24 protein-coding genes and 1 riboswitch are annotated in these 26,308 nt (G+C 60.7%); of the genes, 7 read left to right on the top strand and 17 right to left on the bottom strand.

Features of this window, described 5'->3' with window-relative positions; translation table 11 throughout:
• Nucleotides 1-53: 53 nt before the first annotated feature.
• From ACEN2T_RS05920 to ACEN2T_RS05895, 6 genes are all read right to left on the bottom strand, one after another.
• The gene (locus ACEN2T_RS05920; protein ID WP_442116447.1) at nt 54-1,049 is read right to left on the bottom strand and encodes an esterase-like activity of phytase family protein; all 996 of its coding nucleotides are present in this window, start codon (nt 1,047-1,049) and stop codon (nt 54-56) included.
• Complete coding sequence (gene parE, locus ACEN2T_RS05915; RefSeq protein ID WP_032890449.1) at nt 1,049-2,953, bottom strand: DNA topoisomerase IV subunit B; 1,905 nt, start codon at nt 2,951-2,953, stop codon at nt 1,049-1,051. The genes ACEN2T_RS05920 and parE overlap by 1 nt, the downstream gene beginning before the upstream one ends.
• Before the next feature lie 54 nt (nt 2,954-3,007).
• Nucleotides 3,008-3,616, bottom strand: coding sequence for a YqiA/YcfP family alpha/beta fold hydrolase (locus ACEN2T_RS05910; RefSeq protein WP_032890447.1), 609 nt, complete (start codon nt 3,614-3,616; stop codon nt 3,008-3,010).
• Nucleotides 3,617-3,665: 49 nt separating this feature from the next.
• Nucleotides 3,666-4,481 carry a 3',5'-cyclic-AMP phosphodiesterase gene (gene cpdA, locus ACEN2T_RS05905; RefSeq protein WP_032890445.1) on the bottom strand — a complete coding sequence of 272 codons (816 nt, stop codon included), beginning with the start codon at nt 4,479-4,481 and terminating at the stop codon, nt 3,666-3,668.
• Between the two features lie 98 nt (nt 4,482-4,579).
• The gene (locus tag ACEN2T_RS05900) at nt 4,580-5,029 is read right to left on the bottom strand and encodes a DUF1249 domain-containing protein (protein ID WP_003171323.1); all 450 of its coding nucleotides are present in this window, start codon (nt 5,027-5,029) and stop codon (nt 4,580-4,582) included.
• Nucleotides 5,020-5,637, bottom strand: coding sequence for an NUDIX domain-containing protein (locus tag ACEN2T_RS05895; protein ID WP_032890443.1), 618 nt, complete (start codon nt 5,635-5,637; stop codon nt 5,020-5,022). Before ACEN2T_RS05895 ends, ACEN2T_RS05900 begins: the two co-directional genes overlap by 10 nt.
• Nucleotides 5,638-5,829: 192 nt before the next feature.
• Between ACEN2T_RS05895 and ACEN2T_RS05890 the strand changes: the two genes are divergently transcribed.
• A complete protein-coding gene (locus ACEN2T_RS05890; RefSeq protein WP_442116446.1) occupies nt 5,830-6,567 on the top strand; it encodes an RsiV family protein in 738 nt (245 codons plus the stop codon).
• Here the strand turns inward: ACEN2T_RS05890 and cytX are convergent.
• A complete protein-coding gene (cytX, locus tag ACEN2T_RS05885; protein WP_442116445.1) occupies nt 6,536-7,825 on the bottom strand; it encodes a putative hydroxymethylpyrimidine transporter CytX in 1,290 nt (429 codons plus the stop codon). The two genes, ACEN2T_RS05890 and cytX, sit on opposite strands and share 32 nt — an antisense overlap.
• Before the next feature lie 144 nt (nt 7,826-7,969).
• Complete coding sequence (thiC, locus tag ACEN2T_RS05880; protein ID WP_032890434.1) at nt 7,970-9,859, bottom strand: phosphomethylpyrimidine synthase ThiC; 1,890 nt, start codon at nt 9,857-9,859, stop codon at nt 7,970-7,972.
• Nucleotides 9,860-10,006: 147 nt separating this feature from the next.
• Nucleotides 10,007-10,112: riboswitch (TPP riboswitch) on the bottom strand.
• Between the two features lie 196 nt (nt 10,113-10,308).
• Between thiC and ACEN2T_RS05875 the strand changes: the two genes are divergently transcribed.
• Nucleotides 10,309-11,748 (top strand): TolC family outer membrane protein, encoded by a 1,440-nt coding sequence (locus tag ACEN2T_RS05875; RefSeq protein ID WP_095186078.1) that lies wholly within the window; start codon nt 10,309-10,311, stop codon nt 11,746-11,748.
• Between the two features lie 122 nt (nt 11,749-11,870).
• On the opposite strand, the gene waaA is transcribed toward ACEN2T_RS05875, so the two are convergent.
• Together waaA and ACEN2T_RS05865 are read right to left on the bottom strand one after the other, a co-directional pair.
• The gene (gene waaA / locus ACEN2T_RS05870; RefSeq protein ID WP_442116444.1) at nt 11,871-13,148 is read right to left on the bottom strand and encodes a lipid IV(A) 3-deoxy-D-manno-octulosonic acid transferase; all 1,278 of its coding nucleotides are present in this window, start codon (nt 13,146-13,148) and stop codon (nt 11,871-11,873) included.
• A gap of 23 nt (nt 13,149-13,171) precedes the next feature.
• Nucleotides 13,172-14,062, bottom strand: a complete 891-nt coding sequence (locus ACEN2T_RS05865; protein WP_032890428.1) for a LysR family transcriptional regulator — start codon at nt 14,060-14,062, stop codon at nt 13,172-13,174.
• A 97-nt stretch (nt 14,063-14,159) separates the two neighbouring features.
• Between ACEN2T_RS05865 and ACEN2T_RS05860 the strand changes: the two genes are divergently transcribed.
• Genes ACEN2T_RS05860 through ACEN2T_RS05845 form a run of 4 tightly spaced genes read left to right on the top strand, consistent with a single transcriptional unit; the run spans nt 14,160 to nt 17,536 of the window.
• A complete protein-coding gene (locus tag ACEN2T_RS05860; protein WP_032890426.1) occupies nt 14,160-14,495 on the top strand; it encodes a DMT family transporter in 336 nt (111 codons plus the stop codon).
• A gap of 55 nt (nt 14,496-14,550) precedes the next feature.
• Nucleotides 14,551-15,726 carry an NAD(P)/FAD-dependent oxidoreductase gene (locus ACEN2T_RS05855; protein ID WP_032890424.1) on the top strand — a complete coding sequence of 392 codons (1,176 nt, stop codon included), beginning with the start codon at nt 14,551-14,553 and terminating at the stop codon, nt 15,724-15,726.
• Complete coding sequence (locus ACEN2T_RS05850; protein WP_032890423.1) at nt 15,723-16,535, top strand: aldo/keto reductase; 813 nt, start codon at nt 15,723-15,725, stop codon at nt 16,533-16,535. The genes ACEN2T_RS05855 and ACEN2T_RS05850 overlap by 4 nt, the downstream gene beginning before the upstream one ends.
• Before the next feature lie 41 nt (nt 16,536-16,576).
• Nucleotides 16,577-17,536: a hypothetical protein gene (locus tag ACEN2T_RS05845; protein WP_032890421.1), complete on the top strand. Its 960-nt coding sequence runs from the start codon at nt 16,577-16,579 to the stop codon at nt 17,534-17,536.
• A gap of 51 nt (nt 17,537-17,587) precedes the next feature.
• Here the strand turns inward: ACEN2T_RS05845 and ACEN2T_RS05840 are convergent, their stop codons facing one another.
• The 6 genes from ACEN2T_RS05840 to ACEN2T_RS05815 all read right to left on the bottom strand — a co-directional run bounded on the left by ACEN2T_RS05840 (nt 17,588) and on the right by ACEN2T_RS05815 (nt 24,499).
• Complete coding sequence (locus tag ACEN2T_RS05840; RefSeq protein ID WP_442116443.1) at nt 17,588-18,523, bottom strand: NAD-dependent epimerase/dehydratase family protein; 936 nt, start codon at nt 18,521-18,523, stop codon at nt 17,588-17,590.
• On the bottom strand, nt 18,516-19,940 hold the full coding sequence (gene hldE / locus ACEN2T_RS05835) for a bifunctional D-glycero-beta-D-manno-heptose-7-phosphate kinase/D-glycero-beta-D-manno-heptose 1-phosphate adenylyltransferase HldE (protein WP_032890418.1): 1,425 nt from the start codon (nt 19,938-19,940) through the stop codon (nt 18,516-18,518). The genes ACEN2T_RS05840 and hldE overlap by 8 nt, the downstream gene beginning before the upstream one ends.
• A gap of 103 nt (nt 19,941-20,043) precedes the next feature.
• Nucleotides 20,044-20,652, bottom strand: coding sequence for an adenylyl-sulfate kinase (cysC, locus tag ACEN2T_RS05830; RefSeq protein ID WP_122753861.1), 609 nt, complete (start codon nt 20,650-20,652; stop codon nt 20,044-20,046).
• Nucleotides 20,645-21,349, bottom strand: coding sequence for a sulfotransferase family 2 domain-containing protein (locus ACEN2T_RS05825; RefSeq protein WP_095186169.1), 705 nt, complete (start codon nt 21,347-21,349; stop codon nt 20,645-20,647). The genes cysC and ACEN2T_RS05825 overlap by 8 nt, the downstream gene beginning before the upstream one ends.
• A gap of 153 nt (nt 21,350-21,502) precedes the next feature.
• On the bottom strand, nt 21,503-23,311 hold the full coding sequence (msbA, locus tag ACEN2T_RS05820; protein WP_032890412.1) for a lipid A export permease/ATP-binding protein MsbA: 1,809 nt from the start codon (nt 23,309-23,311) through the stop codon (nt 21,503-21,505).
• A 9-nt stretch (nt 23,312-23,320) separates the two neighbouring features.
• On the bottom strand, nt 23,321-24,499 hold the full coding sequence (locus ACEN2T_RS05815; RefSeq protein WP_122682092.1) for an O-antigen ligase family protein: 1,179 nt from the start codon (nt 24,497-24,499) through the stop codon (nt 23,321-23,323).
• 147 nt (nt 24,500-24,646) lie between these two features.
• Here ACEN2T_RS05815 and ACEN2T_RS05810 point away from each other — a divergent pair, with 147 nt between their 5' ends.
• Nucleotides 24,647-25,213 carry a toluene tolerance protein gene (locus ACEN2T_RS05810; protein WP_442116442.1) on the top strand — a complete coding sequence of 189 codons (567 nt, stop codon included), beginning with the start codon at nt 24,647-24,649 and terminating at the stop codon, nt 25,211-25,213.
• Here the strand turns inward: ACEN2T_RS05810 and ACEN2T_RS05805 are convergent.
• A complete protein-coding gene (locus ACEN2T_RS05805) occupies nt 25,202-26,299 on the bottom strand; it encodes a glycosyltransferase (protein WP_442116441.1) in 1,098 nt (365 codons plus the stop codon). The two genes, ACEN2T_RS05810 and ACEN2T_RS05805, sit on opposite strands and share 12 nt — an antisense overlap.
• Nucleotides 26,300-26,308: the final 9 nt, after the last annotated feature.

The raw sequence follows: 26,308 nt of genomic DNA, 5'->3' as shown, positions 1-26,308 counted from the left end.
GTAAGGCGCAGCGGAAATGCCGCTGCGCTGAGTCAATTCAAGTGTTTGATCATTCACGGCTGGGCACTCCAGCCGCCGACCGGGGCGGCAAAACGATAGACCACCGGGCGTTTTTCACCATCGGCGCGAGGGCCGAAGTTGTTGTCGATACCCAGCCATGCGCCTTCAGCATCAACCACAAGGGCTTCGGCAAGACCATAGGGCTGGGCATAACGCCGCTCGGGCGCCAAGGTTTCGTCGGCAAACGACCAGCACAGCTCGACCTTGGCGGTGACCGCATCGCGCCGGCAAATCTGGAACGCGTTGCGCTCCAGCGTAAACAGCTTGCCGTTGAACAGGGAGAGATCAGCGAAATCCTTGGACACGGGCTTGGCGTCGGTGAATTTAGCCGGTTGTACCTCCTGGCCGGCCTCACTTAACAACACGCAAGGGCCCTCACAACTCCACAGGCTTTGCCCACGCTTGATGGAAATTAAGCCACGCCGCTCACGCTCGGCCGCCAGCCAGATTTGATTGCCTTCAGGGTTCACCGCCAAGCCTTCAAACAGCGCATTGAAGTGCAGCAACATGCCACTGGCCCGGGCCTCACGCACCATGCTTGGGGCAATCTTCAGCCATTCAGGTGCGCCGGTGGCCGGCACTTGCAGCACTGCCGCATGGGCTTCACTGACGATGTAGCGATTACCGGCAACATCGCAGCTGATGCCTTCAAAGTCCAGGTCGCCACCGCGAATAAACGAAGCAGCCGTGGTGCGCGAACGCAGCCCCCAAGGCAGACCGGACTCTGGCACGGGCGGCACTTCGATTTTCACCGTTTCGGCCTGCCAGGTCGGCGCGCTGATATCCAGACGGTAGATCTGATCGTCGTCACGGTCGGAAACCGTCCACAATTCCTTGCCGCACACAGCCAGACCCGACAGATTGCCGCCGCGCATGCCATCCACCGGGTGCTCGGACACGAGTTTGAGCTCTGCCACGGGCGCAGCAACCACCGGGGTGGCCGCCAGCCCGCTCATCATCAGGATCGCCAGGGCGACGCCTGTGCGCATCAGCCCACCACCTCGGCCAGGTTGCCTTTGGATTCCAGCCAGGACTTGCGGTCCGGCGCGCGTTTCTTCGCCAGCAGCATGTCCATCATTTCCGAGGTGGCGGCGTAGTCTTCCAGGGTCAACTGCACGAGGCGCCGGGTGTTGGGGTCCATGGTGGTTTCACGCAATTGTGGCGGGTTCATTTCACCCAGACCTTTGAATCGCGTGACCTGCGGCTTGCCACGTTTCTTCTCGGCCACCAGGCGGTCGAGGATGCCATCGCGCTCCGCTTCGTCCAGGGCATAGAAAATCTCCTTGCCCAGGTCGATGCGATACAGCGGTGGCATGGCGACGTAGACGTGACCGGCATCCACCAACGGGCGGAAGTGCTGCACGAACAGGGCACAGAGCAACGTGGCGATGTGCAGCCCGTCGGAGTCGGCGTCGGCGAGGATGCAGATCTTGCCGTAACGCAGTTGGGCGATATCCGCAGAACCTGGGTCGACACCAATGGCCACGGCGATGTTGTGCACTTCCTGGCTGGCCAGGACTTCGCTGCCGTCGACTTCCCAAGTGTTAAGAATCTTGCCGCGCAACGGCAGGATCGCCTGGAATTCCTTGTCCCGCGCTTGTTTGGCGGAACCGCCGGCGGAGTCACCCTCCACCAGGAACAGTTCGGAGCGCATCGGGTCCTGCCCCGCGCAATCGGCCAGCTTGCCTGGCAGTGCTGGGCCTTGGGTGATGCGCTTGCGTTCAACCTTCTTACTGGCTTTGAGGCGACGGCCGGCGTTATTGATCGCCAGTTCAGCCAAGGCCAAGCCCAGCTCAGGATGCTCGTTGAGCCACAGGCTGAAGGCGTCCTTAACCACACCAGAGACAAACGCCGCCGCCTCGCGGGACGACAGACGCTCTTTGGTCTGGCCGGAGAACTGCGGTTCCTGCATTTTCATCGACAGCACGAACGCAATGCGCTCCCACACGTCTTCCGGCGCCAGCTTCACGCCGCGCGGCAGCAGGCTGCGGTATTCGCAGAATTCGCGCATGGCATCGAGCAGGCCCTGGCGCAAACCATTGACGTGGGTGCCGCCCTGAGCCGTGGGAATCAGGTTGACGTAGCTTTCCTGCACGCTGTCGCCGCCCTCGGGCAACCACAGCAGCGCCCAGTCGACGGCTTCTTTATTGCCGGCCAGACTGCCGCAAAACGGCTCGTTGGGCAGGCGCTCGAAGTCGCTGACGGAATCTTCCAGATAAGAGCGCAGGCCGTCTTCGTAATGCCACTCGACCTTCTCACCGGTGCCTTTATCTTCAAAGGTCACCAGCAGGCCCGGGCACAACACGGCCTTGGCCTTGAGTACGTGTTTGAGGCGGCTGATGGAGAATTTCGGCGAATCGAAGTATTTCGGGTCCGGCGCGAAGTACACGCTGGTACCGGTATTGCGCTTGCCCACGGTGCCGATCACTTCGAGGTCGGTGGCTTTGTAGCCATCGGCGAAGGTCATCTGGTACTCGTTGCCGTCACGCTTTACCTTGACCCGCACCAGCGTCGACAGGGCGTTGACCACGGAAATACCCACACCGTGCAAGCCACCGGAAAACTGGTAGTTCTTGTTGGAGAACTTACCGCCGGCGTGCAGCTTGGTGAGGATCAGCTCAACGCCTGACACGCCCTCTTCCGGGTGAATGTCCACGGGCATGCCGCGGCCATCGTCGGACACTTCGAGGGAGTGGTCAGCGTGGAGAATGACGTGCACCGACTTCGCGTGCCCGGCCAAGGCTTCGTCAACGCTGTTGTCGATGACTTCCTGGGCGAGGTGATTCGGCCGGCTGGTGTCGGTGTACATGCCGGGGCGTTTGCGCACCGGGTCGAGGCCCGAGAGGACTTCGATGGCGTCGGCGTTATAAGAGCTAGCGCTGGGAGTGGCCATGGGGTCTCGTCGTGAGTCGTTCGATTAAAAAGTAACCTGCGGTTTTCAAGGCAATTACAGTGCCGAAAAATCGAAGGATTGATACTGATCTGCGCCAATGCCGGCAAAGCTCAACAGCGCCGGCAGTTGCTGGGCGAACCCCTGGTAACCGTGGTCGCCACCGGCCTGGATGCGCAAGGCGCAGGCCCGGTAATACTGTTGGGCGAGGCGATAATCCAGGGTTTCATCCCCGGTCTGCAACCACACCTGATAACGCGCAGCATCCTGGGGTGCCGGCACTTCCAACTCGGCGAGTGCCGTGACGTGGTCGTGGGTCAGTTCCCAGGTTTCATCGGTGTAGAGGTTCTTCTGGGTGCCCAGGTAGCCGTCGAACATCCGATGGGGGCTCACAGCCGGGTTGACCAGCAGCGCCTTGAGGCCATGGCGCTCGGCAAGATGGGTTGCATAGTAGCCGCCGAGTGAGCTGCCGACCAGCAGTGGCCGCCCCAGTTGGGCAATGGCTTGCTCCAACTGAGGAATTGCCTGACGGGGGTGGTGATGCAGCGCCGGCACGCGCAGTTGGTCGGCCAGGCCGAGGCTGTTCATCACGGTGATGAGCTGGCTGGCCTTGTTGGACGCCGGCGCACTGTTGAAACCGTGGATATACAGGATCGAAGCAGACATACCGGGCTCTCCGTGCTTGCGCCAAAAGCGCGCAGTTTACAGGTAAATCTCAGTAGCCGTTGCTACCGTAATCCACCGTAAACGCGAACCCGACCAAGCGCTCTACCCCGGTCTCCAGCCGCCCGTCGGCATGCAAACGCAACCAACGATACCCCGGCGCCTGCTCACTGACCTTGAAGTCCTCGCTGCCCGGCGCAAACTGGATGCACGTAGACGGCGACGCTAGCAAGCGCACGCCATTACGTTCGCGGTCGATTTCCTGGTGCACATGCCCCCAGAGCACTGCCCTGACTTGGGGAAAGCGGTCCAGCACGGCAAACAACGCTTCGGGATTGCGCAGGCCGATGGGGTCCATCCACGCACAGCCGAAAGACACTGGGTGATGGTGAAAGCACACCAGATGATGACGGCCGGGGGCTTCACTCAGGGCTTGGGCCAGCAATTGCAGTTGCGAGTCCTGAAGGTAGCCTGGCACCGAGCCCGGTACGGCAGAGTCCAGCAGTGTGATGCGCCAGTTGCCCACATCCACCACCGGTTCAAGCAGGTCGCTGTGCGCAGCGGCGTGCGCCATGATTTGCGGCTCGTCGTGGTTACCGGGAATCCAGCGGGCAGGGGCGCCGATGGATGCGGTCATGTCGCGAAATTGCTGGTACGACTCCAGCGTGCCGTCCTGGGACAAGTCCCCGGTAGCCACTATCAGGTCGATTTGCGGCTGTTGCTGGCACACCAACTCAATTACACGCCGCAGGCTCTCACGGGTATTCATACCCAGCAGCGTGCCGTCGGCCTCGGCAAACAGGTGGCTGTCGGACAGTTGCACCAGCAACGCCGGCGCATCGGGGTTCACGGTGGATACGCTCGGCAAGGCGCTCTCCCAAGGCAATCACAGGAATAGACAACTGGGGCGATTATGCTGGGGCAGAACGCAAAGAGGAAACCCAAGGAAGCAGACGCAGTTCACATCTACCGCACGACCTCAAACTCATGACCCAGAGCCAGGCAATGGCTCAACCACTCGCCGAGGAACACATTGAGCTGTGCTTTCTCATCGGGCTGGTGCATGAACACATTTGGGTAAGGATAGATGCTGCGAAAGCGTCGTGCATGTTCGGCGCTGATCACTTCGGCCATGCGGGCGTCGTGGTAGACCTGCACTTCCAGTTGCGGCACCGGCAGCCAAGGCAGGCTGTGCTCCTGACGAACGCGCAGGGTGGTGGTGTACGGACAGTTGACGATAACTTCCAGGGCCAGTACGCCGAGCATTTGGTCGCCATGGGTTACGCCGATGCGCCGTGCCTCGGGGGCGTGGCGCATATCGGGCAACAGGCGCATCAGCCGCGCATAGTTGGCTTCGCAGGCGGCTTGCAGCCCGATCAAGTCGACTCGATAACGTTCCCGTGCCTTTACTGCCATAACCCCCTCACTTCCGCGCGATTAAGCGCAAGCCATTGCAGGGCGATAATGCTGGCTGCGTTGGAAATCTTGCCGTCGCGCACCGCTTGCAGGGCATCTTCGAAGGCCCAGACGGTGACGCGGATATCTTCTGCCTCTTCTTCCAATCCATGGACACCACCTGCACCGGCGCTCTCGCAACGGCCCAGGTACAAATGCACAAACTCGGTACTGCCACCGGGCGACGGGAAATACTTGGTAATCGGCCACAGCGCGGAGAACGTCAGCCCAGCTTCCTCCTCGGCTTCGCGGTGTGCAACCTCCTCCGGCTCTTCATCCTTGTCGATCAGGCCCGCGACCATTTCCACCAGCCAAGGGTTGTTGCTGCGTCCCATGGCGCCTACACGGAACTGCTCGATCAACACCACTTCATCGCGCTGCGGGTCGTACGGCAAGACACACACCGCGTCGTGACGGACGAAGACTTCGCGGTTGATCACCCGGCTCATGCCGCCATCGAATTTTTCGTGGCGCAGTTGCACGCGATCAAGCTGGTAGAAGCCCTTGTAGGCATTGTCGCGCTGAACAATTTCGATTGTGCTCGGCGTCGATTTTGCTGTGTCCGTCATATCCCTTCCTCGTTATGCCTGAGCAATTCGCGCCATCCTAACGCGCTCCCGCCCTCGGATGCAGCCCCTTTCCGGTTGCCGGGATAGACGGCGGGCGTCAAACTCACTCTAATCAGCTTAGTGGCGAACTGACTGCCTTGCTGGTAGTCGAAGCTGCACAATTTCGCTCTTATCGATAGACGAAGGACACCCATGTCGCTTTTAAAAATCGCCTCCGTGGCCTGCATCGCCTTGACCCTCGGCGCCTGCCAAAGCTTGTTCCAACCCAACTGGCGTACCCCGCTGGAAGCCACCCGCGACACCACTGAACAAACCCGGCCGGGCTGCGCCAGCGCCGATTGCGCGCTGGTGAATATCGACACCGTGCACTTCGCCAAGGAACCCAAGCTGGACGCGCTGATCGAACAGCGCCTACTGGAAATGACCGGCGCCAACCCGCTGCCGACCAGCCTTGAGACCTATCGCGAGCAATTCCTGAAAACCGCGGCCCCAAGCAACAGCATGTATTTGCAGGCCAAGGTACGGGAGCAGCATGACGGCTTGGTGATCATCGAACTGTCCAGCTATCTGGACCAGGGCGCCACCCATGGCGAGCCGGGCCGCGCATTCATCAACTATTCGCGCCAGCAGCAAAAGGCCCTCTCGCTCACCGACATGCTACTGCCGGGTAAAGAGGACGCCTTCTGGAAAGCCGCCCAAGTGGCACACAACAGTTGGTTGATCAGCACCCGCCTGAGTCTGGAGCCGGAGTTTGTGAAAACCTACCCCTTCCAGAAAACCCCGAACGTTGCGCTGACCTATGGTGGCGTGATCCTCAAGTATCCCACCACCACAATCGCGCCGTATGCCTTGGGCCATGTCGAGTTGCAGATTCCCTACTCGCGCCTGGACGGCATTCTCAAGCCTGAGCTGGTACCCGCACGCCGCTGAAGGCCCGACCCAGGATGAACTGCAGCAGCCCTGCCAGCACCAGCGCCGGCAGGGTTGCGCCGACATCCGGGTACAGATTGGCCAACAGATGGTAAGTGGCAATGCCACCTAACCAGGCCAACAGCGCCGGCCAACGCAGGCCGGCAACCACACCCTGACCACGACGGCGCAGGATGAAATGATCCACCAGCACCACGCCGAACAACGGCGCAAACACTGAGCCGATCAATAGCAGGAAGTTCTGGTACTGGGCCAACGGCGCGAAACAGGCGATCAAGGTGCAGATGACACCGATGGCCAACGCCAGATGCTCGACTTTCAAGCGCAACAGAACCCCGCTGGACACCGCCGCCGAGTGAATATCGGCAAAAGCATTTTCCGACTCGTCCAACAGGATCAGCAGCAGCGGAATCCCCAGGCCGGCGCCAGCCAAAGCCAGGAGCAGCGCGTTCACTTCACCGCTCGGCGCAAATGCCAGGGTGTAGGCCACGCCCAGGCTCATCAGCCAGAAATTACCGATAAAGAAGCCCACCGCGGTGCCGCCGAACACGCTTTTAGCGCGCTTACCGAAACGGGAGTAATCGGCAATCAGCGGTAACCAGGACAGCGGCATGGCGATGGCAATATCGAAGCCCACAGCGAACGGCATCGAACCGTCACCGGCCTGAGCCCATAGCGCGGCCAAATCAGCCTTGGCGAACAAGTTCCAGGTGAGCCACAGACAGGCGGCGAGCAGCAGCCAGATGCCCCATTTGCGCAGGATCTGACGCACAAAGGTCAATGGACCGCTGACTGCCAGCAGCGTCGCCAAGCCGCCGAAAAACAGCGTCCACAGCAACGGGCTGGCCAGCAGGCTGCCCTCGCTGAATGCTCGCGTACCCAACAGGCTGGCCGCATCGCGCATCACAATGATTTCGAATGAACCCCAGCCGATCAACTGCAGCAAGTTGAGCAACGCGGGCAGGCTCGCGCCTTTGGCACCGAGGCTGAGCTTGAGCGCGGCCATGGCGGACAGGCCGGTGTCGCTGCCGATCACGCCGACGGCGGCCAGCAACAACACGCCGACCAGAGTGCCGAGGAAGATTGCCAGCAATGAACCCGACAGGCCCAGCCCCGGCGCAAGCAAAGCGCCGGTTTGCAGGACCATCAGGCCAATGCCGAGGGAGAACCATAGGGAGAACAGGTCACGGGCGCCGAAGACACGTTTGTCTTGGGGGACTGCGACGTCCGGTGAGTAGGTGCTCGGTTGAATGTTCAAGGGTGTTATCTCTGAGGGGCATGTGTTGTTTGAAAGATTGCTATCGGGGGCAAGCCCCCTCCCACATTTTGAATGGCGAACACGTTCAAGTGTGGGAGGAGGCCTGCCCCCGATGAGGCCCTTAAAAGCACCTGCAACCTCGGATCAGACCTTCTTATAAAGCTGACTGCCTTCCTGCTTGAACCGCTCTGCCTGCTCCGCCAAGCCCTTGGCCACGTCCACATCAACCGCTTCAATGCGCTGGTTGGCCGCGTATTCACGCACTTCCTGGGTGATTTTCATCGAGCAGAATTTCGGCCCGCACATCGAGCAGAAATGCGCGACCTTGGCCGAGTCCTTCGGCAGGGTTTCATCGTGATAGGAGCGCGCGGTATCTGGGTCCAGGCCGAGGTTGAACTGGTCTTCCCAGCGGAACTCGAAGCGCGCCTTGCTCAAGGCGTTATCGCGGATCTGCGCGCCCGGGTGGCCTTTGGCAAGGTCGGCGGCATGGGCGGCAATCTTGTAGGTGATGATCCCGGTCTTCACGTCATCCTTGTTCGGCAGGCCCAGGTGTTCCTTGGGCGTGACGTAGCACAGCATGGCGCAACCGAACCAACCGATCATCGCCGCACCGATACCGGAGGTGATGTGGTCGTAACCCGGCGCGATGTCGGTGGTCAGTGGCCCGAGGGTGTAGAACGGCGCCTCGTCGCAGCACTCCAGCTGCTTGTCCATGTTCTCTTTGATCAACTGCATCGGTACGTGGCCGGGGCCTTCGATCATGGTTTGCACGTCGTGCTTCCAGGCGGTTTTGGTCAGTTCACCCAGGGTTTCCAACTCGCCGAACTGCGCGGCGTCGTTGGCGTCGGCAATCGAGCCGGGGCGCAGGCCGTCGCCGAGGGAGAAGCTGACGTCATAGGCCTTCATGATTTCGCAGATTTCGTCGAAATGCGTATAGGTGAAGTTCTCTTTGTGGTGCGCCAGGCACCACTTGGCCATGATCGAACCGCCACGGGACACGATACCGGTGACGCGCTTGGCAGTCAGCGGCACGTAGCGCAGCAGCACGCCGGCGTGGATGGTGAAGTAGTCGACGCCCTGCTCGGCCTGTTCGATCAAGGTGTCGCGGAACAGCTCCCAAGTCAGGTCTTCGGCGGCGCCGCCGACTTTTTCCAGGGCCTGGTAGATCGGCACGGTACCGATTGGCACTGGCGAGTTACGGATGATCCACTCGCGGGTTTCGTGGATGTGCTTGCCGGTGGACAGGTCCATCACCGTGTCCGAGCCCCAGCGAATGCCCCAGGTGAGTTTCGCCACTTCTTCTTCGATGGACGAACCCAAGGCGCTGTTGCCGATGTTGCCGTTGATCTTCACCAGGAAGTTACGGCCGATGATCATCGGCTCCAACTCGGTGTGGTTGATGTTGGCCGGGATAATTGCGCGGCCACGGGCGATTTCTTCGCGCACAAACTCGGGGGTGATGATTTTCGGCACGCTGGCACCGAAGCTGTGGCCGGCGTGTTGCTGGTCCAACAGACCGCTGGCGCGGGCTTCTTCGAGCTTCATGTTTTCGCGGATGGCGACGTATTCCATCTCGGCGGTGATGATGCCTTTGCGCGCGTAGTGCATCTGGGTGACGTTGGCGCCGGCCTTGGCGCGGCGCGGATTTTTCACATGGGCAAAGCGCAGTGCGGTCAGTTCGGCATCGCTCAGGCGCTGCTGGCCGAAATGCGAGCTGAGGCCGGACAGGCGCTCGGTGTCGCCGCGTACTTCGATCCACGGCGAGCGCACATCGCCCAGGCCTTTACGCACGTCGATGATTACATTGGGGTCGGTGTACGGGCCGGAGGTGTCATAGACCACCACGGGTGCGTTGATTTCACCGCCAAAGTCGGTAGGGGTCACGTCCAGGCTGATCTCACGCATCGGCACACGAATGTCCGGGCGAGTGCCTTGTACGTAGATTTTTTGCGAGCGGGTAAACGGCTGCACAGAACCGGAGTCGACCTTGGCCGATTCACTTAAATGCACAGTGCTTTTTAGTTTTGTAGTCATCACGGGCTCCAACTTATCCAGGCGGTGGATTTTTGTCGGAGCGAACCTGTGACGGATGGACGCACTGAAACCAGTGCTGTGCTTGGCGCACGAGGACTGTTCGATTGTCGAACAGCATCCCGGACGAAGCACAAGAGGACTCGCCGGGTGACGAGAAATCTTGTTCCCTACGCAGGCGTTAACCTGATCAGGTTCAACGGGATCCGGTATTTACCGATCTCAGCCTTCCAACAAGGCACCCCGACAAGAACGCGGCCAGTCTAGACCATGGCGTGGGCAAATTGCCAACAGTGGAGCATTCAGCGTGATGAATGGCGCAATTACAGGATTGTTGTGCCGGGGTCGCGCCACTACACTCGGATGCCGCCTCAAGGCTTGACGCCAGAAATGACCAGCCGTAGCCTTGGGCGCTAAATTATCGCCGTAATATTCACACTAGGGATCGCCTCATGCTGCGCAAACTTTCACTGGCTGTTGCCGTGTCTTGTGCGACCAACGGAATGGTCTGGGCAGCTGAAGCGCCCTTGTCTGCCAGAACCGATCTGGTCAGCGTCTATCAGGAAGCGGTGGATAACAACGCCGACCTGGCCGCCGCCCGCGCCCAATACGGTGCGCAAAAAGAAGTGGTACCCCAGGCACGCGCCGGGTTGCTGCCGAATCTGTCGGCTGGTGCCGATATCAACAATGTGCGCACCCAGATCGACACGCCCTCGGCCACCGCCAACCGTGACGCCCATTCCTGGCGCGCGACCTTGAGCCAGCCACTGTTCCGCGCCGACCGCTGGTTCCAGCTACAAGCCGCCGAAGCCGTCAACGAGCAGGCCGCATTGCAACTGTCGGCCACCGAACAGAACCTGATTCTGCAGAGCGCCGAAAGTTACTTCGCCGTGCTGCGCGCCCAGGACAACCTGGCCTCCACCAAGGCCGAAGAAAATGCATTCAAGCGCCAACTGGACCAGTCCAACGAGCGCTTCGATGTGGGCTTGTCGGACAAGACCGACGTGCTGCAATCCCAGGCCAGCTACGACACCGCTCGCGCCAACCGGATCCTGGCTCAGCGCCAGGTGGAAGACGCCTTTGAAGCGCTGATTACGCTGACCAACCGCCAATACAACTCGATCCAAGGCATCGTGCACACGTTGCCGGTGTTGCCGCCGCTGCCGAACGACGCCAAGGCGTGGGTCGAAACCGCTGGCCGCCAAAACCTGAATCTGTTGGCCAGCAACTACGCCGTCACCGCCGCTGAAGAAACCCTCAAACAGCGCAAGGCCGGTCATGCGCCGACTCTGGACGCAGTGGCGCAATACGAAAAAGGCGACAACGACGCGCTCGGTTTCAGCAACCCGAATGCCTTCGGCACGCCGTATCGCGGCGACGTCGAGCAGCGCACCATCGGCCTGCGCCTGAGTATCCCGCTGTACAGCGGCGGCCTGACCAGCTCGCAAGTGCGTGAGTCCTACTCGCGTCTGGGCCAGACCGAGCAGCAGCGCGAGGGCCTGCGCCGCCAGGTGGTGGAAAATACGCGCAACCTGCACCGCGCGGTGAACACCGATGTGGAACAGGTGCAAGCGCGCCGCCAGTCGATCATCTCTAACCAGAGCGCGGTGGAAGCCACGGAAATCGGTTACCAGGTGGGTACGCGCAATATCGTCGACGTGCTGGATTCACAGCGCCAGCTCTACTCGTCGGTGCGCAACTACAACAACAGCCGCTACGACTACATCCTCGACAACCTGCGCTTGAAGCAGGCGGCGGGCACCTTGAACCCAGGGGATTTGCAAGACCTGGCACGCTACCTCAAGGCGGACTACAACCCGGACAAGGACTTCCTGCCGCCGGACCTCGCCAAGGCCGCTGCCGAACAACTCAAGGCCCGCCCGGGATACTGAGCACACGACAAAACAACTGTGGGAGGGGGCTTGCTCCCGATAGCAATCTTTCAGGTCAGTCGTTTTGACTGACACTCTGCTATCAGAAGCAAGCGCCCTCCCACCTTTGGATCGGCGCGGAGTCAGCGAGCGATCAATCGGCCCAAACCATCCAGCAACCGCTTCAGCGCGCCCTGATTAGCCTGCATCACTTTGAGCCCCGCCTGCGCCATTTTGCGCGCATCCTGCGGCAGTTCGAACAGCTGTCGCACGGCTTCGGCCAATCCTTCAGCGTCATCCACCTCACGCAACGCACCCGCTTCGCGCATCATCGCGGTGATTTCGAGGAAGTTGAACACATGGGGCCCCATGATCACCGGCTTGGCCAGTGCCGCCGGCTCCAGAGGATTGTGCCCACCGGTCGCCACCAGGCTGCCGCCGACGAAGGCGCTGTCGGCGAGGGCGTAGAGAAACAGCAACTCGCCCATGGTATCGCCGAGCAGCACTGAAGTTTGTGCGCTTACGGGCTTGCCTGTAGAACGGCGCACCGTGGCAAATCCTTGCTGCTTGCACAGCTCGAACATCGGGCCGAAGCGTTCCTGATGACGCGGGACCAGAATCAGTAACGCGTTGGGATAGTGGCTGAGCAACTGACGATGAGCGGCCAACACCACTTCATCTTCACCTTCGTGAGTACTGGCGGCGATCCACACGGGACGCTCGCTGGCGCCCCATTGCTCGCGCAAGGCGGCGGCACGCTCAAGTAGCTGTGGGTCGATGGTCAGGTCGAACTTGATAGAGCCGGTCACTTCCACAGTGTCCGGCCGCGCGCCCAGGCTCAAGAAACGTTGGGCCTCGGTGTGCGTCTGCACAGCAAACAAGCTCATCTCAGCCAGCATCGGCGCCGTCAGCTTGGCGAAACGCCCATAGCCCTTGGCAGAGCGCGCCGACAGCCGCGCATTGGCCAGCGCCACCGGAATTCCGCGCTGGGCGCAGGCGTGGATATGATTGGGCCACAGTTCGGTTTCCATGATCACCGCGAGCTTGGGCTGCACGCGATCGAGAAAACGCTTGGCGGCGCACGGCAAGTCATAGGGCAAATAGCAGTGCTGGATACGCGGCTCGTTGGCGAACAACGCCTGGATCCGCTCGGAACCGGTGGGCGTCATGCAAGTGACGGTGATCGGCAGCTGTGGATAACGCTCCAGCAGCCCACGGATCATCGGCGCAGCGGCAATGCTTTCGCCCACTGACACGGCATGCACCCAGATTCCGCCAGGCTGCATCACCGGCAAGCCATAGGAAAACCGCTCGCCCACGCGCCAGGCGTAGGCCGGTGCCTTGCGCGCGCGCAGCCACAGACGTAAAGCCACCAACGGCAGCGCCAGGTAAAACAGACAGCTGTAGAGAGTTCTATTCATGGCGGCGGAGTTTATCCACTTTTTCAATCAATCGCCCGCAGGCACTCGGCAAAACGTTCGGCAAGGAAACGCGCAGCAGGCCCAAGGTGCTCGTCGCGACGCCATACCAGCTCCACGACCAGGGCCGGCGGCGTCCATTCGCTGTCCAGCTCCACCATTTGTTGCTGATAGGTCGGGTATTGCACGATATGCCGCGGCAACCAGGCCCAGCCCAGCCCACTCATCAGCCATTCGGCCAATACGTAGAAACTGTCGGCGCGCCACACCAGCGGACTGGCTGCTTCGCTGCCGGGGTAGACACTGGTCTGAGTCGACATCAACAGCTGCCGGTACTGGGCCAAGCGCTGGCACGTCACGTACCCGTCCTTGGCCAGCGGATGGTTCACGCCGCAGACGGTGACCATTTCCACACTGCCCACCACGCGCCGCTCAAGGGCCTCGGGAATCTGGTCGTGATAGAACAACAGGCCCAGGTCTGCCTTGCGCTCCACCAATTTGCGCGCCACGTCGCCTTGGGCGGCACTGGACAGTTGCACTTCCAGCAACGGGTATTGCACCGCCAGCGCCTCAAGGCTATCGAGCACCGGCTGGAACAACATCGCCTCGTCCTGAGCCAATCGCAGGCAGGCTTCTTCACCACGGGTCAATGACAGCGCGCGGCCATTGAGCCGCTCACATTGGCGCAACACTTCGCGTGCTTCCTCCAGCAACACGCTACCGGCTTCAGTCAGGCGCGGCTGGCGCCCGCTGCTACGCTCAAACAGGCTCACCCCCAAGTCCGCTTCCAGCAATGCAATCCCATTGCTTACCGCCGATTGCGCCTTGCGCTGCCCACGCGCCACCGCTGAAAACGAACGCTGCTCGGCGACGTCGACAAATAGACGCATCTGTTCAAGATTCCACTGCATGGCCAACCCATCTTCAAATCGGATAGGTAATGACTTTACCCCATCTGGTAAAGCCCTAAAATGCCGACCTTATCAAGTGCGCTGTACACCGAGGATTGACGCCATGAACCCTGCCTACTACTACCTGGCTATCGCCATTTGCTCGGAAGTGATCGCTACCGTCTCGATGAAAGCCATCAAGGGTTGGAGCACGCCGATCCCGTTGTTGCTGGTAGTCGTCGGCTACGGCGTGGCCTTCTGGATGCTGACGCTCGTGGTACGCACGGTGCCGGTGGGTGTGGCCTACGCCGTGTGGGCCGGGATGGGTATCGTGATGGTCAGTATCGCAGCGCTGTTTATCTATGGGCAGAAGCTGGATGTCCCGGCGATGCTGGGGATGGGGCTGATTGTGCTGGGCGTGGTGGTCATCCAGTTGTTCTCGAAAACCGCCGGGCACTGACCGCTACTCAACAGCCTGTATACTGCGCCTCTTGTCTTGAACACTGAGGTCGCCCATGCCATCCGTTATTTCCACCGACGTTCTGATTGTCGGCGCCGGGGTTGCCGGCCTCTGGCTGAATGCGCGGCTGCGCCGCCAGGGGTTTTCCACGGTGGTGGTGGAGAGCGCCACCTTGGGTGGCGGGCAAAGCGTGAAGTCCCAGGGGATTATTCACGGCGGTGCGAAATACGCCCTTCATGGCGCCCTTACCGGCGCCTCCGAAGCGATCGCCGACATGCCGCGCCGCTGGCGTGAAGCCTTGGCGGGCAACGGCGAACTGGACCTGTCGGGCGTGCGTTTGCTGTCCGAAGCCCATTACCTGTGGTCCCCCGGCACCCTCGCCGGCAACCTCACCAGTTTTTTTGCCAGCAAGGCCGTGCGTGGCCGTGTCGATCAGGTCAAGGGCGACGACCTGCCACCGGCACTGCAAGACCGCCGCTTCAAGGGCAAGGTGTATCGCCTGGCCGAGTTGGTGGTTGATGTACCAAGCCTGATCGAACGCCTCGCGCAGCTTGCCGGTGACGGCTTGCTTGCAGGTCAACATATCGAACCGTTGCTGGACGCCAACACGCTGGTGGGCTTGAAGGTGGATGGCCGTGAAATCCGCGCCCAGCGCATTGTCTTGAGCGCTGGCGGCGGCACCGCTGAACTGCTGAGCACCCTTGGCCTGAACAATCCGGCCATGCAAAAACGTCCACTGCATATGATCATCGCCAAAGGCCCAGGCCTGAAGCCGCTGTACGCTCACTGTCTGGGCGGCGGCACCAAGCCACGTATCACCGTGACCACCCACCCGGCTGCCGATGGCAACTGGGTGTGGTACATGGGCGGTGATATTGCCGAGGCCGACGGCGTTGCACGTACGCCCGAGGAACAAATCGCCACCGCCCAGAAAGAACTCGCGCAATTGCTGCCCTGGATCGACATGAGCCAAACCCGCTGGGCCACTCTGCGCGTCGACCGCGCCGAACCGCTGCAATCAGGCCTCAGCCGTCCCGACAACGCCTTTGTCGCCGACGAAGGTCGCCTGCTGGTGGGCTGGCCGACCAAACTGGCCTTGGCGCCTGACTTCGCCGATCGCGTAATTAACAGCCTCGAACGTGACGGCATCCGCCCAAGCGCAGCTGAACCGCTGCCGGACCTGCCAAAACCCGCCCTCGGCGTTCCAGCTTGGGAGCAACTATTGCCATGAGCCTGCCAACTTTGCACGACCTGCATCGCCCTTTGGGCAGCACCGGCATTCTGGTATCGCCGCTGGGCCTGGGCACCGTCAAGCTGGGCCGCGACCAGGGTGTTAAATACCCCAACGGTTTCCAGATTCCGGATGACGACGAAGCGCGAATGCTACTGCGCCAGGCTCGTCAGCTTGGCATCAATCTGATCGACACCGCCCCTGCCTATGGCCGCAGCGAAGAACGCCTGGGGCCGCTGTTACGCGACCAACGTAAGGATTGGGTGATCGTCAGCAAGGTAGGTGAAGAGTTCGAAAATGGTGTCTCCCAGCACGATTTCAGTGCCGCCCACACTCGGCTGTCCATTGAGCGCAGCTTGAAACGACTTGAAACGGATTTTATCGACCTGGTGCTGGTGCATTCCGATGGTAACGACCTGCACATCCTCAACGAGTGCGAGGTCTACCAGACCCTCGCAGAGCTGAAAAAAGAGGGCAAGATTCGCGGTTTCGGCTTCTCCGGCAAAACCGTCGAAGGCGGCGTGAAGGCTCTGGAACAAGGTGATTGCGCGATGGTTACCTACAATTTGAACGAACAGGCGGAGAAAGCCGTCATTGATTATGCAGCGGCCCATGGCAAGGGCATCTTGGTCAAAAAGGCACTGGCCAGCGGCCACGTTTGCCTGGAGCCCGGAATGGATCCAATACATGCCAGTTTCATGCTGTTGTTTGCGCAAACCGGCGTCGCCAGTGCTATTGTCGGGACCATTAATCCGCTGCACCTGGCCCATAACGTGGCGACCGCTGCCAAGGTCATTCGTCAACTCTGATGCCGCCCACGCGGCCGACCCCGTCGCAAAAAGGAGCCGACATGCCGCGAACGCTCATAAGAAAAAACCCCAGCAACTTTAAAACACTGCCGCTGCACGTCGAAGCCACCCCTGAAGGCCTGAGCTATCAGAGCGTGGGCATGCCGCTCAACTTCGCCCAGACCCTGCAACGGCGCAAGCCGGTGGAGGTGGCAGACTCGGAACGTTTCGTGCTGGAACTGGCCAACCTCGGCGTGTCGGTACGCTTGACCCTGCACTGGCAAAACCGCGATTACTGGGTGCTGGTGCGCCAGCGTCGCCAGGACCGTGGGGATGTGGTGCTCAAGCTGATCTCCGGCTACGTCCCGGCCCACGAGCTGAACTTGCCACTGCACACCGCCATCCAGGAGATTGCTGAAGAGTGCCTGCTGGAAACACCCGAAGGCTGGCTCGGCGGGCGCTTCAATGACACCTGGCTGCCGGCGCCCTACTCCGCGGCGCTGCATTACCGCGAAGCGCTGCCGTTTCGCCTGAGCCCGCTATCCGGTGCGGCCCGCCCGGTGCGTTGCGCCACCACCCAGTTGATCGAACGACCACGGGCCTATGTGCATTTGCCCACGGCATCGCTGCAATTGATCTACGACCTTCGCCTGGAAGTGCCGAAGGAAGCCAAGTCGCTGAGCCTGTTCCATGTGGATGAGCGCCTGGAAGGCGACCAGTTGGTCGCGCGCCTGGACCGCAAGCGTCCGGACTTGTACCTGATGCCGCTAAAAGACGGCCAGCCCCTTCCCGAGTTGTACACCGTGAAGAAAGACCAACTGTACCCGGCCAGTACGCGGGGTTTGTACCTGGCGGAAAGCTTCGCCCAGCAGGAAGGCTGGCTGGTGCGGGAAGAGCGCATTCGCTGGAAGGATTGGCTGAGACAGCAAGGTCTGGCGGAGCCGGAGAAGGAGTCGAAGTTGAAGGGATTGGCGCGGCGCGTGTTGCGCAAGATCGTGCCGAAGAAAAAGGCCAAGGGCTAAACTGCAATCTAAATGTGGGAGAGGGATTGCCACTCCCACATTAGATTGGGGTTAGCCGTTAAGCAGTCGTTCCAGGCCGACTTTCAGCGGGGTAGGTTCCGGCAACGTGAAACTCGCCAACAACCGCTGGTTGTTCGCCCGTGAATGCCGAATATCCCCCGACCGCGCCGGCCCGTAAGTCACGGATGGCAAGGAGCCCACCGCTTCTTCCAGCGCCTGCAGCACTTGCTTGAGCGTAGTGGTACGGTTCCAGCCCACGTTGATCGCCCCCAAAGGAGCCTGCGGCGCTTCGATCGCCTGCACCAACACGTCAACCAGGTCTTCCACGTACATGAAGTCGCGGGTTTGCTCGCCATCGCCAAACACGGCAATCGGCAAACCCAGCTGTGCACGTTCGCTGAAGATACTGATCACGCCGGAGTATGGCGACGACGGGTCCTGGCGCGGCCCGAAGATATTGAAAAAGCGGAAAATCACCGGCTCCAGACCATGCTGGCGGCGATAGAAATCAAAGTAGTGCTCGCCGGCCAGCTTATCGGACGCATAGGGCGTCAACGGCGCCTTGGTAGTCTCTTCGTCAATCGAAGCACCTTCGCCGTTGTTGCCATACACCGCTGCGCTGGATGCAAAGACCACGCGCTTGACGCCTGCCTTGCGCATGGCTTCGCAGACATTCAGGGTACCGACGAAATTGCTCTGGTGCGTGCTGACCGGATCATCCACCGAGGCCTGCACGGACGCGACCGCAGCCAGGTGCACCACCGCCGTTGCGCCAACAGCGGCACGCGCAACCAGCCCGGCATCGGCGACATCACCTTCGAGCAGCTCGACAAGCGGGTTGTGCAACGGCAGGTTGCTGCGTTTGCCTGTGGACAAGTTGTCCAGCACACGCACCGCGTAGCCCTTAGCTAGCAAGGCATCCACGAGGTGCGAGCCAATAAAGCCCGCGCCACCGGTGATCAGAACCAACGGATCAGCCTTACTCATTATTGCGGATCTTCTCGACAATCGCCGTGGTCGAGCTGTTCTCAACCAGACCCAACACTTTGACCTTGCCGCCGTAGGCGCTGACGATATCTGCACCGACCACCTGGTCGACGGAATAGTCGCCGCCCTTGACCAGAACGTCCGGCTTGACCTGAGCCAGCAGATTTTCCGGGGTCGCTTCAGGGAAACTGATCACCCAGTCCACTGCTCCCAACCCAGCCAGCACGGCCATGCGCCGGTCGACGCTGTTGATTGGACGGCCAGGGCCTTTCAGGCGGCTGACCGAAGCGTCGTCGTTGACCGCAACGATCAGGCGATCGCCTTGGGCGCGCGCCTGCTCCAAGTAAGTCACGTGGCCGGCGTGCAGGATGTCGAAGCAGCCGTTGGTGAACACAATGCTTTCGTTATGCGCGCGAGCGTCGTCAATCGCCAGCAGCAATTGCTCGATGGTCAGCACACCGCGCTCCGAGCCTTCGGAGCGTTGGATGGCGCGGCGCAGCTCAGGTGCGCTGATGGCAGCGGTACCCAGTTTGCCGACCACGATGCCCGCCGCCAGATTGGCCAGGGCCACGGCGTGAGGCAGCTCTTCGCCGGCCGCGATGGAAGCGGCCAGGGTAGAAATCACGGTGTCTCCGGCGCCAGTGACGTCGAACACTTCACGGGCCCGCGCCGGCAGGTGCATCGGCGGGTGGCCTGGACGCAGCAGGGTCATGCCGTGCTCTCCACGGGTCACCAGCAAGGCACCGAGGTCGAGATCGGCCATGAGTGCCGCGCCTTTGGTCACCAGTTCGTGCTCATCGGCACAACCGCCGACGATGGCTTCGAACTCGCTGAGGTTCGGCGTGATCAGGCTGGCGCCCCGATAAATCGAGAAGTCCTTGCCCTTGGGATCGGCCAACACCGGGATGCCCTTGGCCTTGGCGGCCTGGATCAGCACTTGGTGATTCTTCAATGCGCCTTTGCCGTAGTCGGACAGCACCAGCACCTTGATGCCTTCGAGCAACTCGTCGACCTGCCCACTGAGGGCCAAGGCGTCGGTGGCGAAGGGTTCTTCGAAATCGATACGCAGCAACTGCTGGTGCCGGCTCATGACCCGCAGCTTGACGATGGTCGGCTGGTGGGCAATGCGCTGGAACAGCGCACGCACACCAGCACCGCGCAGGCTGTTGGCCAGGCTGTCGGCGGCTTCGTCGTCGCCGGTCACACCCACCAGGGAGGCCGGGGCGCCGAGGGCGGCAATATTGAGGGCAACGTTGGCAGCGCCACCCGGACGGTCTTCGATTTGCTCGACCTTGACTACCGGTACCGGCGCCTCAGGGGAAATCCGTGAGGTACCGCCATGCCAGTAACGGTCGAGCATGACATCGCCGACCACCAAGACAGGGGCTTGATCGAATCGCGGCATGGACAACTTCATGGAGCAACCCACATACAAAATGAACAGGGGCGCGATATTAGCACAGGGTGAGCGCTGCCTAGTTCGAGAGCTTTATCCGCAATGCGCCATGCGCCAAAACTGGTTATTTTTTAAACAAAACCGCCAAGATATGCTCAACGGCATCGGCCAGCTCGACCTCATCGGTATTGATCTCACAGTCAGCCGCGCTCGGCGCTTCATAGGGGCTGTCCAAACCGGTGAACGCTTTGATACGCCCATCCAACGCCGCTCGGTACAAGCCCTTGGGGTCACGCCGAGCACACACGTCGAACGGCGTGCTGACGTAAACCTCAAAGAATTGCCCCGGCCCGAACAGCGCCTTGGCGGTTGCTCGGTCGACGCTGAACGGCGAGATCGCTGACACAATCACAATCAATCCCGCATCGACCATCAACCGCGCTACTTCGCCAATGCGCCGGATATTTTCCTTGCGCGCCGCATCGCTCATGCCCAAGTCATTGCACAACCCCGTGCGCAAATTATCGCCATCGAGCACAAAGGTGTGCCGGCCCTGCTCGTTGAGTTGCACCTCAAGGGCATTGGCCAGGGTCGACTTGCCGGAACCGGACAACCCCGTCAACCACAGGCAGCACGGCTGTTGATGCTTGAGCGCCGCCCGTGCCGCCGCCGACAACGACAGGGCAAAGGGACGAATGGCAGCGGACCCACTGGCAAGCGACTGGTTATTCATAACCCAACACCTCGTAATCACGCTGATAGGCGCGCCTGACCAAACGGCGCGTACGCACCGAGCAGAACGCCCTGACCGGCTCGCTGCGCCGCCCCAGTGAAACATTCAGATGTGGCAGAGATGAGGTCACGCCGAGGCGCTCGCACAGGTGCTGGAAATCTTGTTCCAGCGATTCCTGACGGCCGAGAAAATCCATAGCCATCCCGCCCAGGTGATCAACCAGAAAGTCGGTCTGGGGCGCGAAATGCAGTTGGCGGCGCAGGTTGTCCGGGTGCAGCCAGCCGGCCACAAATTGGTCGAAGTCACGGTAGCTGCTGACCAGTGCCTGGGCTTGCACGTCGCGGGCACCCATGTGGTTGCCGCGCAAGTACGTGTAGGCCGAGTAAGCCCGCTCCAGCGGGTCACGCACAAAGGCAAACTTGAAACTGCGCTCGCAGTGTTCGGGAAACTGCTGCTGATACCAGTAATACGGCAGATGCCCCGGCCAGCGGCCATCAAGAAGCGCCGAGCACACGCTGCTGCCGGCGCATTTTGGCACATGGATAAACACGCATTTGTGTCGCTCGAACGCGGGATTAAGGGTGGTCACCCCAGACAGGGATTTGTTCACCGCCTGACGGTCAACCACCGACAAACGCCCCAGCAGAAACACCCTCTGGTGCTTGGGAAGCATTTTCCAGAACAGACGTTGCAACATTCCATTACCCACGCAAGAAGGTTAGCCCTCTCGTTCGTCATTCGAATCGAGAAGGCCAACATAACAAACGATAGGCAACGAATTATTTGGCTTTGGTCAAGCCCTGTAAGGAACTCGATACAAACAACGGGGCGCATTGCGCGCCCCGTCGGATCAGGTGATGTTGTTCGCGACCGGCTCGTCCAGCCCCATCGCATGCAACCGCGAGTAGTAGCCGCCTTTGGCGAGCAGTTCGACATGCGTACCACGCTCGACAATTTCACCGTGGTCCATCACCAGAATCAGGTCGGCTTTCTCGATAGTGGACAAACGGTGCGCGATCACCAGGGTGGTGCGACCTTTCATGACCTTATCCAACGCAGCTTGAATGTGCCGCTCGGACTCGGTATCCAACGCCGATGTCGCCTCATCCAGGATCAGCAGCGGGGCATTTTTCAGCAGGGCCCGGGCGATTGCCAGACGCTGGCGCTGACCACCGGAGAGCAGCACGCCGTTTTCACCGACCTCGGTGTCCAAGCCTTTTGGCAGCTCCGAGATGAAGTCCATGGCGTAGGCATCGGCCGCAGCTTTCTCGATGTCGGCACGCGGCGCGTCGGCCAGGTCGCCATAGGCGATGTTGTTGGCCACGGTGTCGTTGAACAGAGTCACGTGCTGGGTAACCTGGGCTACATGCCGGCGCAGGTTGCGCAGGCGGTAGTCTTCAATCTCGACCTCGTCCAGCAGGATTTCCCCGGTTTCATGATGGTAGAAACGCGGGATCAGGCTGGCCAGGGTCGACTTGCCGCTGCCTGAGCGGCCAACCAGAGCGATCATCTGCCCAGGGGCTGCGCTGAAGCTGATGTTCTTGAGCACCTCGCGTTCAGTACCTGGGTAAGTGAAGCTCAGGTTGCGCACGTCCAGGCGACCGCTGACGCGATCACGCTCCACGGTACCGCCGTCGACTTCAGGCACTTCATCCAGCTGTTCGAAGATGCTCTCGGCACCCGCCACGCCTTTCTGGATCGTCGAGCTGACTTCCGACAACTGGCGGATCGGCTTGGGCAGCAGGCCCGCCGCGGTGATGTAGGCAACCAGATCGCCCGCCGTGGCGTCACCGCGCAACAGCAGGACCAGGAACATCAACACAGCCATGGCCGTGTAGATCACCAGCTGCAGCATCGGCGTATAGACCGCACCGGTCTTGTTCATGCGCAATTGCTTGTCGGTGTTGCCCTGGCTGGCGGCGGCAAAGCGACGCTGTTCATAGTCTTCGCCACCGAAACTGCGCACCACACGGTAGCCCTGGATGGTCTCGGAGGCGACGTGGGTCACGTCACCCATCGCCACCTGGATCTTCTTGCTCTGCTTGCGGAATTTCTTGCTGGTGCTGCCGACCATGATTGCGATCAGCGGCAGGATCGCCAGCATCACCAGGGTCAGTTTCCAGTTCATCCACAGCAGGTAACCGAACAGGAACACCACCGTCAGGCCTTCGCGGATCACGACCTTGATTGCATCCGTGGCAGCGCCGGTGACCATGGTCACGTTGAAGGTGATGCGTGAGATCAGGTGCCCCGAGTTATGGGTATCGAAGTAGCGGTTAGGCAGCACCAATAGCTTGTTGAACAGCTGGACCCGCAGGTCATGCACCAGCCCCAAGGAAACCTTGGCCAGGTAGTAGTTGCCCAGGAAAGACCCGAGGCCTTGCCACGCGGCGATCAGGATGATCAGCAGCGGCACGGCCATCAGCAACTTCAGGTCCTTGAAAAACGGAACCTTGGGCAGGAACACCACATCGGGATTGCTCAAGCCATCCACGAAGTACTTGAGAATCCCGGCGAGCATTGGCTGGGTCGAAGCAAAGATCACGAAGCCCACGATACTCAGCAGGAACATGCCGAGGTACGGTTTCACATAGCCCAGCAGCCGGAAATAAATTTTCAGGCTGGATTCCTGGTCCGCTTTGGGCGGTGCGTCACTCATGTGTCGAGCTCACTGATTGGGTAGGACGCGAACTTTATCACACACGTCGGGTTTGGCCCGCGCCCAGACCAAAACACTGGCCAGCGCAACCGGCAACCAGGTGATGAACCACTCGGCCCGAGGAGTGCCTGTGAGGCTTGCCGCATCGAATTGCATCGCCAGGGACGAGAACACCCACATGCCGATAATGCCCTTGCCGTAAGGGGTGTCGCGCATTTTCAAGGCTTGCCACAGCACGCCGAACCATACCGCCGACCACAGGATCAGGCCTGGCAGGCCCAACTCGATGGTCACATGGGTGAAGAGGTTGTGGGAGTGATCGAAACGGTAGTCCCCCCAGAACAGGTTGTAATCACCACCCAGGCCCAGGCCCGTCCAGGGACGCTCGCTAATCATCTGCATCGCTGCCATAAAAATCTGCGGCCGGAACGACGCGCCACGGGATAGCATCAACGACTGCATCGACAGGAATACCAGCACTGCCGCCACCACTGACGCAATGGCAATCAGGGTGCTGCGCCGGTCTCGGCACCACAGCGGCATGGCCACCACACTCAAAAACAGGGCCAATGCGGCGCCGCGGCTTTGGCTGGCTACTACAAACAGGCCGAGCAAGCCGATCGCCGCCATGCAGGCCACTTGCATCCAGCGCTCACGCGGCATCCAGTGCAGCAACCACACGGCAGCCAGACCAATCACATACGCGCCCAGGATCGGGTGAGACAACTGACCCAGCCCTTCAAGACGCGCGTACCAAACGTTCCCTTCCATGCCATAGAACTTGATCATGGCCAGCAGCGACGACAAGGCAAGACCAAAGCCTCCCCACTGCATCAAACGAATCACGCGCTGGGGCTGAGCTTCAGCGAGTATCGGAAAGAACAACAGGAACACGCCGATATAGAGCAGGCGCTTGGCCTCGCGGGAGCCGTCTTCGGCATTGGTCCACCACAGGCTGATCAAGCCCCATGCCGCCAGCGCGGCGAGTGCCAGACAGATCCAGCGCTGAGCGCGCCAGACTTGTTTGAGTTGCTCACGGGCAGACCAGGCAAACACCAGCGCCGGCAGCCACAGAAAGAGCGCCAGCCCCTGTTGATAAACTTTGTTGGTCGGCGCGAACGCTATCGCCAGCAAAAACCACAACAACCCAAAACACATCCATCCGCGCGCCCAACGACCTGCTTGCATCACCCGCTCCTAATACGGCCAACCTGCCAACCTGGCATGGTTAAAACTAAAAACTTTCGGCATCATTGCCGACCACTGTGCCCGTGACTCCAACAAGGCTTTCCGACGATGCAATGTTCAAGGCTCCCCCAAACCACGCTAAACACGATGATTGAAGGCGCCAGAATCCTGGAAAAGGACAGCTACGGGCCCAAAGTCTACCTGCTGACGAACGGGAACATTCTTAAACTGTTTCGTCGTAAACGTTTTTTTTCGTCGGCACTGTTGCGCCCCTACTCCAAGCGCTTCATCGATAACGCGGTCAAGCTGCAAGAACGCGGTATTCCAACCCTGACCGTCCTTGAGTACTTCCAACTGGACGCTGCAGGCATGACCGCTGTGCTGTATAGCCCGCTGCCGGGCGAGACACTGCGCCAGATTGCCAACAAAGAAGGCTTTGACTGGGAGCAGAACCTGGACCCGCTGGTGGCGCTGATTCGCCGCTTGCACACTGCCGGCATCTACTTTCGCTCCCTGCACCTGGGCAACATCGTCGTCACGCCGGACAACCAGATGGGCCTGATCGACGTAGCAGACATGCGCTTCCTGCGCGCGCCGTTGAGCCCGGCACTGGCGCGGCGCAACCTGCAGCATTTCGCCCGCTATATTGCGCGCGAGAAGCTGAACGAACGCTTTCCAATGCAGGCACTGGAGCAAGCGCTGCTAGGTGCATGAGAACAGACGCCGGGTGGTTTCACTGAATTCATTCCAGGCTTGCTCCGGCGCCAACGCCCGCGACTGAGCCTCGACAACCTCCTCACCCGAACTCGCGAACGCGCGGGTCAGGAGCTCGCCCCAAAACGCGGCATTGTCTGCCGGGGCGTACCAACCGGCATCCCCCAGTTGCTCGCGGAACACTGCCAGTTCACTGGTCAGTACAGGCACGCCGACCATCACCGCCTCTTGCAGAATCAACCCCAGGCCTTCTTCCGTCGAAGGGATGGCAACCCAGTCAAACGCCCGGTAAAGGCTGGCCGCATCAGGCAGATGCCCAGGCAGCGACACTTGGTCCTGCAAGCCAAGCGCTGCGATACGTGCCTCAAGCCCGGGCCTCGCTGGCCCTTCGCCGAGGATCACCAGGCGCGCATCGGGCTGATCAGCCGCCGCACGGGCAAAGGCCTCCAACAAACAGGCAAACCCCTTGCCGTCTACCAGTCGACCAACCGCACCCACTACGGGCGTGCCAGACAACGGCAAGCCCAGACGGGATCGCGCCTGCTCACGGGAAAGCGCCGCAGCGCGAAAAACGGCCGGATCAAAGGCGCTGCGCAGCACCGTCACTGGCCGTTGCAGAGAACGCTCCAGCGAGTGTGCGAGGGTTTTCGAGACGGCCGTCAGCGTCAGTTGGGACGCCGGGAATTGATCGAACAACTGTTGATCTGCACGCCGCAAGCGCGTGGCACCATGAAAAATCACCACCGCACGCACGTTCGGTAAACGCTTGAGCACGGGCAAAAGCACCCGCGCAACACCGACCCCATCAAGAAGCACAACCTGTACATCCTCAGGCAGGGCCTTCTGGAAGCGTGCACGCATCAAGGGCATCAACCATTTCCAGAGGTGCCGCCCCTTGAGCCTGGCGGACGAGAGGTTCCACTCCACGGCCTGTTCAACCAGGCCGTCACTCGAATCAGCACTGCCTTGAAGCAACCAGGTGTGAATCGGTACGCCGCTGTCGGCGCGGGACAGTATCTGCCGATGAACCTTCTGCACCGAAGCAAATGCAGAACCACCGGCCCACATGATGTTGAGAATACTCATCGCAAAACC

It is taken from the genome of Pseudomonas sp. W22_MBD1_FP4 (assembly GCF_052113765.1).
Lineage (GTDB): Bacteria > Pseudomonadota > Gammaproteobacteria > Pseudomonadales > Pseudomonadaceae > Aquipseudomonas > Aquipseudomonas sivasensis.
Note: the sequence above shows the minus strand (reverse complement) of the source record. Positions and strands in the feature narration are given on the sequence as shown.

What these genes read in the sequence shown, in the direction of transcription:
- ACEN2T_RS05895 (WP_032890443.1), bottom strand. Translation starts at nt 5,637, where the DNA reads ATGACGGACACAGCAAAATCGACGCCGAGCACAATCGAAATTGTTCAG.
- waaA (WP_442116444.1), bottom strand. Translation starts at nt 13,148, where the DNA reads ATGAATAGAACTCTCTACAGCTGTCTGTTTTACCTGGCGCTGCCGTTG.
- ACEN2T_RS05810 (WP_442116442.1), top strand. Translation starts at nt 24,647, where the DNA reads ATGATTGAAGGCGCCAGAATCCTGGAAAAGGACAGCTACGGGCCCAAA.
- ACEN2T_RS05890 (WP_442116446.1), top strand. Translation starts at nt 5,830, where the DNA reads ATGTCGCTTTTAAAAATCGCCTCCGTGGCCTGCATCGCCTTGACCCTC.
- ACEN2T_RS05875 (WP_095186078.1), top strand. Translation starts at nt 10,309, where the DNA reads ATGCTGCGCAAACTTTCACTGGCTGTTGCCGTGTCTTGTGCGACCAAC.
- ACEN2T_RS05920 (WP_442116447.1), bottom strand. Translation starts at nt 1,049, where the DNA reads ATGCGCACAGGCGTCGCCCTGGCGATCCTGATGATGAGCGGGCTGGCG.
- ACEN2T_RS05855 (WP_032890424.1), top strand. Translation starts at nt 14,551, where the DNA reads ATGCCATCCGTTATTTCCACCGACGTTCTGATTGTCGGCGCCGGGGTT.
- ACEN2T_RS05845 (WP_032890421.1), top strand. Translation starts at nt 16,577, where the DNA reads ATGCCGCGAACGCTCATAAGAAAAAACCCCAGCAACTTTAAAACACTG.
- parE (WP_032890449.1), bottom strand. Translation starts at nt 2,953, where the DNA reads ATGGCCACTCCCAGCGCTAGCTCTTATAACGCCGACGCCATCGAAGTC.
- ACEN2T_RS05815 (WP_122682092.1), bottom strand. Translation starts at nt 24,499, where the DNA reads ATGCAAGCAGGTCGTTGGGCGCGCGGATGGATGTGTTTTGGGTTGTTG.
- ACEN2T_RS05900 (WP_003171323.1), bottom strand. Translation starts at nt 5,029, where the DNA reads ATGGCAGTAAAGGCACGGGAACGTTATCGAGTCGACTTGATCGGGCTG.
- msbA (WP_032890412.1), bottom strand. Translation starts at nt 23,311, where the DNA reads ATGAGTGACGCACCGCCCAAAGCGGACCAGGAATCCAGCCTGAAAATT.
- hldE (WP_032890418.1), bottom strand. Translation starts at nt 19,940, where the DNA reads ATGAAGTTGTCCATGCCGCGATTCGATCAAGCCCCTGTCTTGGTGGTC.
- cysC (WP_122753861.1), bottom strand. Translation starts at nt 20,652, where the DNA reads ATGAATAACCAGTCGCTTGCCAGTGGGTCCGCTGCCATTCGTCCCTTT.
- ACEN2T_RS05840 (WP_442116443.1), bottom strand. Translation starts at nt 18,523, where the DNA reads ATGAGTAAGGCTGATCCGTTGGTTCTGATCACCGGTGGCGCGGGCTTT.
- ACEN2T_RS05825 (WP_095186169.1), bottom strand. Translation starts at nt 21,349, where the DNA reads ATGTTGCAACGTCTGTTCTGGAAAATGCTTCCCAAGCACCAGAGGGTG.
- ACEN2T_RS05860 (WP_032890426.1), top strand. Translation starts at nt 14,160, where the DNA reads ATGAACCCTGCCTACTACTACCTGGCTATCGCCATTTGCTCGGAAGTG.
- ACEN2T_RS05910 (WP_032890447.1), bottom strand. Translation starts at nt 3,616, where the DNA reads ATGTCTGCTTCGATCCTGTATATCCACGGTTTCAACAGTGCGCCGGCG.
- ACEN2T_RS05850 (WP_032890423.1), top strand. Translation starts at nt 15,723, where the DNA reads ATGAGCCTGCCAACTTTGCACGACCTGCATCGCCCTTTGGGCAGCACC.
- thiC (WP_032890434.1), bottom strand. Translation starts at nt 9,859, where the DNA reads ATGACTACAAAACTAAAAAGCACTGTGCATTTAAGTGAATCGGCCAAG.
- ACEN2T_RS05805 (WP_442116441.1), bottom strand. Translation starts at nt 26,299, where the DNA reads ATGAGTATTCTCAACATCATGTGGGCCGGTGGTTCTGCATTTGCTTCG.